At 44.7% G+C, this 4,060-nt stretch carries 6 protein-coding genes; 4 read left to right on the plus strand and 2 right to left on the minus strand.

Going from position 1 to position 4,060, the window contains the following annotated elements:
- The first annotated feature begins 213 nt into the window (after positions 1-213).
- From AC4E7D_RS12480 to murI, 3 genes are all read left to right on the plus strand, one after another.
- On the plus strand, positions 214-1,047 hold the full coding sequence (locus tag AC4E7D_RS12480) for an OmpH/Skp family outer membrane protein (protein ID WP_490174117.1): 834 nt from the start codon (positions 214-216) through the stop codon (positions 1,045-1,047).
- A 34-nt stretch (positions 1,048-1,081) separates the two neighbouring features.
- Positions 1,082-1,591 (plus strand): OmpH/Skp family outer membrane protein, encoded by a 510-nt coding sequence (locus tag AC4E7D_RS12485; protein WP_490174118.1) that lies wholly within the window; start codon positions 1,082-1,084, stop codon positions 1,589-1,591.
- A 93-nt stretch (positions 1,592-1,684) separates the two neighbouring features.
- Positions 1,685-2,473 carry a glutamate racemase gene (gene murI, locus AC4E7D_RS12490; protein WP_490174119.1) on the plus strand — a complete coding sequence of 263 codons (789 nt, stop codon included), beginning with the start codon at positions 1,685-1,687 and terminating at the stop codon, positions 2,471-2,473.
- A gap of 10 nt (positions 2,474-2,483) precedes the next feature.
- Here the strand turns inward: murI and AC4E7D_RS12495 are convergent, their stop codons facing one another.
- Both AC4E7D_RS12495 and AC4E7D_RS12500 read right to left on the minus strand, forming a co-directional pair.
- Entirely contained in the window at positions 2,484-2,981 is a 498-nt protein-coding gene (locus AC4E7D_RS12495) for a dihydrofolate reductase (RefSeq protein ID WP_490174120.1), read from the minus strand.
- The gene (locus AC4E7D_RS12500; protein WP_490174121.1) at positions 2,978-3,364 is read right to left on the minus strand and encodes a 2TM domain-containing protein; all 387 of its coding nucleotides are present in this window, start codon (positions 3,362-3,364) and stop codon (positions 2,978-2,980) included. Before AC4E7D_RS12500 ends, AC4E7D_RS12495 begins: the two co-directional genes overlap by 4 nt.
- Before the next feature lie 343 nt (positions 3,365-3,707).
- Here AC4E7D_RS12500 and AC4E7D_RS12505 point away from each other — a divergent pair, with 343 nt between their 5' ends.
- A complete protein-coding gene (locus AC4E7D_RS12505; RefSeq protein WP_490174122.1) occupies positions 3,708-4,004 on the plus strand; it encodes an isoamylase early set domain-containing protein in 297 nt (98 codons plus the stop codon).
- Positions 4,005-4,060 lie beyond the last annotated feature (56 nt).

Raw genomic sequence — 4,060 nt, forward strand, 5'->3', positions numbered from 1 at the left:
TCTTTTGGGGATCGATTTCGGTTACGGCTTTGATGAAGACCTCCGACCGCAATCTGCAGGAACCGGGCCCAGTGGGTGGCAAACGCACTTTATCATTGGACAACAGTTTTAATTCCTGATTTCTACCCCGGAATTACTAAAGGATAAACCACTCATTTTAAAAGTTTTAGTAATTTTGGCACGATATTTTCTATGTTAAAAAAGCAAGCAGGAATGAAACAAAAAGTTCTTTTAGTATTGACCGCTACCTTGCTTACTTCTTTCGCTTTTTCACAAAGGGGCGTAAGGATTGGGTACGTAGACATGGAGTATATCCTGGAAAATGTTGAGGAATACCGGGAAGCCAGTGAACAACTGGGCAATCGGGTACAGCGTTGGAAAGTGGAAATCGAACAAAAGCAAAGCACCATTGAGCAAATGAAGAAGGATTTACAGGCAGAAAAGGTGTTGCTTACCGATGAACTCATTGCAGAGCGTGAAGAAGAAATCCAGATTCTGGAAAAAGAAATGATCGAATACCAGCAGGATCGCTTCGGGCCACAGGGAGATCTCGTATTGCAAAAACAACGCTTGATACAGCCCATTCAGGACCAGGTATTCAATGAAGTGCAAAAAATCGGAGCCAACAAAAAGTACGATTTTATTTTCGATAAATCTGCGGATGTCGTAATGTTGTACTCCGAAAAACGGCACGATATTAGCGAATTGGTGCTCAGGGAAATAGCCCGTACCAGAAAAATAAGTAAGCCTAAAAAGAAGCCGGCAAAAAGTAAGCTGGAAGAGTTTGAGGGCGGACCTACAAAAGAAGAGATCAGCGAAGCCCTGAAGGAGCGTCAGGATCGGGCCCAGCAAGCCCAGGAAGTGAGATCAAAGGCCGTTGAAGATCGCAGGGCCGAACAACTCCGGCTAAGGGAAGAGCGAAAAAAAGCCTATGAGGCACGACGTCAAAAATTACTGGCCGAAAGAGAAGCACGAAAAAAGGCAAAAGAAGAAGAGAGAAAAAAAGCTACGGAAAAGAAACCGGATTCCGTAAATCAAAATAACTAAGATAAATTAACACTCAAAAAGTAAAACGAAGATCATGAAACAATTGAAAAACATAGCAGTTGCCCTTGTACTGTTTGTTGCCGCTACCGGATTTGTAAATGCGCAGAGCAAGATCGCACATATAAATGTATCCGAACTCCTGGCAGAAATGCCTGAAATGAAAGCGGCACAGGCAGAGCTACAAAAACTTCAGGAAACCTACCGGGCCGATATTGAAAATTCCATGACAGAACTGAAGAATAAGTATACGCAGTATTCTAATGAAGCCAGCTCTATGTCTGCTGAAGAGAATGAAAAGCGGGCACTGGAATTACAGGGTTTTGAAAAGAACATTGGGGAGGCCCAACAGGCCGCTCAGCAGGAATTGGCTAAAAAACAAGCCGAATTGTTCGAGCCGATTTCCAAAAAAGCAAAAGAAGCAATCGAAAAAGTTGCTGCTGCACAGGGATACGATTATGTGATCGATGCTACCCAGGGAGGCGGGTTAATTGTGGCAAAAGGACCAGATTTGCTGCCAGCTGTTAAGCAGGAACTCGGTTTCTAAACATTTCCCCTCAGCTAAAAAATTAAAACCGTCCTTTAAGGGCGGTTTTTTTAATTTTACATATTGCTTTTTCAGGGCAATGGCAAAACAGCAATGGACAAAGATCCAATTGGCATATTCGATTCTGGCTTGGGTGGGTTATCTATTTGGAAGGAGGTCCACACCCTGCTCCCCAATGAAAACACCTACTACCTGGCAGACAGCAGGCATGCCCCCTATGGCGAGAAAGGCCGGGATGAAATCATCCACCTGAGCATCAAAAACACCGAATATCTTCTTGAACATAACTGCAAGTTAATTGTAGTGGCCTGCAATACCGCTACGACCAACGCTATTGCGCATTTGCGCGCCACCTATGAGGTGCCCTTTATAGGTATTGAGCCTGCCATTAAACCCGCAGCCCTGCATACCCGGACGGGTACGGTAGGAGTTTTGGCAACAAAAGGGACTTTGAGCAGTTCGTTATTTCATCATACCGCCCGTAACCACGCTGCCGGGATCACCATAATCGACCAGATCGGGGCCGGCCTGGTTCCGCTGATCGAGGCGGGAAAGGCACAGTCCGAAGAGGCGAGGACACTCCTCAGGAAATACATCAAGCCTATGCTGGAAGCCGGCGTGGACCAGATCGTCCTCGGATGTACCCACTATCCCTTTCTGATGCCGCTATTGAAAGATTTATTGCCAGATCACATTAATGTTTTGGACTGTAGTGCTGCCGTGGCCCGACAAACCAAAAGGGTTCTGGAGGAAAAGCAACTACTTAATCCTGGTACTGCTCCCGGAGTGCATCGGTTTTATACCAACAAGTCCCTTAGCATTCTGCAGGATATGCTGGCTTTGGTAGGGGCCGAAGGGGAGGCCGGTAAGGCAGACTTCTAAGCGTTTTCTCTTATTTCCTGGTATAGGTAAGATAGCTGAACGGATACTTATGCCGTTCATCTTTTGGATGTTGCACTTGCTGGACCAATTCCCATTCCGAGGGATCTATTTCCGGGAAATAGGTGTCTGCCTTGAAACGTGCATGGACCCGTGTGAGTTCTATCTGATGGGAATGGGGCAGGGCCTGGGTGTAAATCTCACCTCCCCCGATAATGAAAGCCTGTTCTTCATTTTCTACAAGCTTCAGGGCTTCCTCAAGTGTATGGACCACTGTACACTGGGGATGATCTACCTGGTAGTCCTTGTTACGGGTGATGATAATATGGAAACGGTTTGGCAGTGGTTTCGGAAAACTTTCAAATGTTTTACGACCCATGATGATCTTGTACCCCGTGGTTAGTTGTTTAAAACGTTTAAAATCGTCTGGCAAGTGCCAGAGGAGTTCGTTGTCCCTGCCAAGAGAATTGTCTTCTCCCGCTGCAGCTATCATCACCAGCTTGCCCTTCATTCTTTTTTTTTATTGATTGCAGACATCGGGAATTCGGTCTCGATTTCTTTCTGGATCTCCGCAATCCGTTCTTTCTGTTTCTGCACAAGGCGTTCGCGCTGGCTGCGTTCCCAATCCTGACCCATAAGCGGATTCAGGATAAAGACGTTCACAGTATGAACGATCAACAAAAAAAGCCAGACAACTATCCCCCAGAGGTACCAGTCGTACCCTTCCCCATATTTAAGGATCTTGTTTACAAAAACAAGGAACAGCCCCCCGATCAGGAACAGGACAAAATGCCGGTAAAGCCTTTTTTTCTGGATAATACGTTTCTGGGCATGTTCCAGGAGGTCATGTTGCTCCAGGGATATTTTTCGGTCCTGTTTGTTTTGGCTGATCACGCTTATTCCGGTCTTTTACTACAAAGATAAAGGGAGTGGTTTTCCAAGTGAAGATGGAAACTACCACTGTTACTGTGTGTAAAGCGCGAAGGATGACAACAGGGATATGATCTGGAACTTATTTTATAAGGAGTATTCAAATACAATGACTGTATTAACGGGGTGTTGGCCGTGATAAAAAGGCATGCTTAATTTTTGTGAGGTCCTAAAAACAGGGCCTGTTTTTTGTAAAAGTGAAGGAATAGTTCTCAAAATATTATCAAAATAATAAAACTGATATCCTTCATTGTCTTTGAAGGGATTAATGCTTTTTTTTGCCCAAAAAAATTAAAATAAAGAAACCATGGCAATTAGCAAACAGTATTTAAAGACAAAACCCGTATGCAAGGTTACTTTTACAGTACCTGCAAAAGAGGCGAAGAAAGTAGCCGTAGTAGGGGATTTTAATAATTGGAACCCAAAAGGGAGCATGTTGAAAAAGCTTAAGAACGGTAACTTCAAGGGCACTTTTGACCTTCCCAAGGAAAACACCTTTGAGTTTCGCTACCTGGTAGACGGAGCTTATGTAAACGACGAGGCTGCGGACCGTTACCAGTGGAACGATTTTGCCGGGGCCGAAAACGCCGTATTGGAGTTGTAAATCATCAAAGCTTAAAAAGAAACCGGGACATCTGCATGTTCCGGTTTTTTTATTGT

Source organism: Lentiprolixibacter sp. (assembly GCF_982873095.1).

Excerpts from the sequence above, each read along its gene's own strand:
- AC4E7D_RS12480 (WP_490174117.1), top strand. The coding sequence starts at position 214 with ATGAAACAAAAAGTTCTTTTAGTATTGACCGCTACCTTGCTTACTTCT.
- AC4E7D_RS12485 (WP_490174118.1), top strand. The coding sequence starts at position 1,082 with ATGAAACAATTGAAAAACATAGCAGTTGCCCTTGTACTGTTTGTTGCC.
- murI (WP_490174119.1), top strand. The coding sequence starts at position 1,685 with ATGGACAAAGATCCAATTGGCATATTCGATTCTGGCTTGGGTGGGTTA.
- AC4E7D_RS12495 (WP_490174120.1), bottom strand. The coding sequence starts at position 2,981 with ATGAAGGGCAAGCTGGTGATGATAGCTGCAGCGGGAGAAGACAATTCT.
- AC4E7D_RS12505 (WP_490174122.1), top strand. The coding sequence starts at position 3,708 with ATGGCAATTAGCAAACAGTATTTAAAGACAAAACCCGTATGCAAGGTT.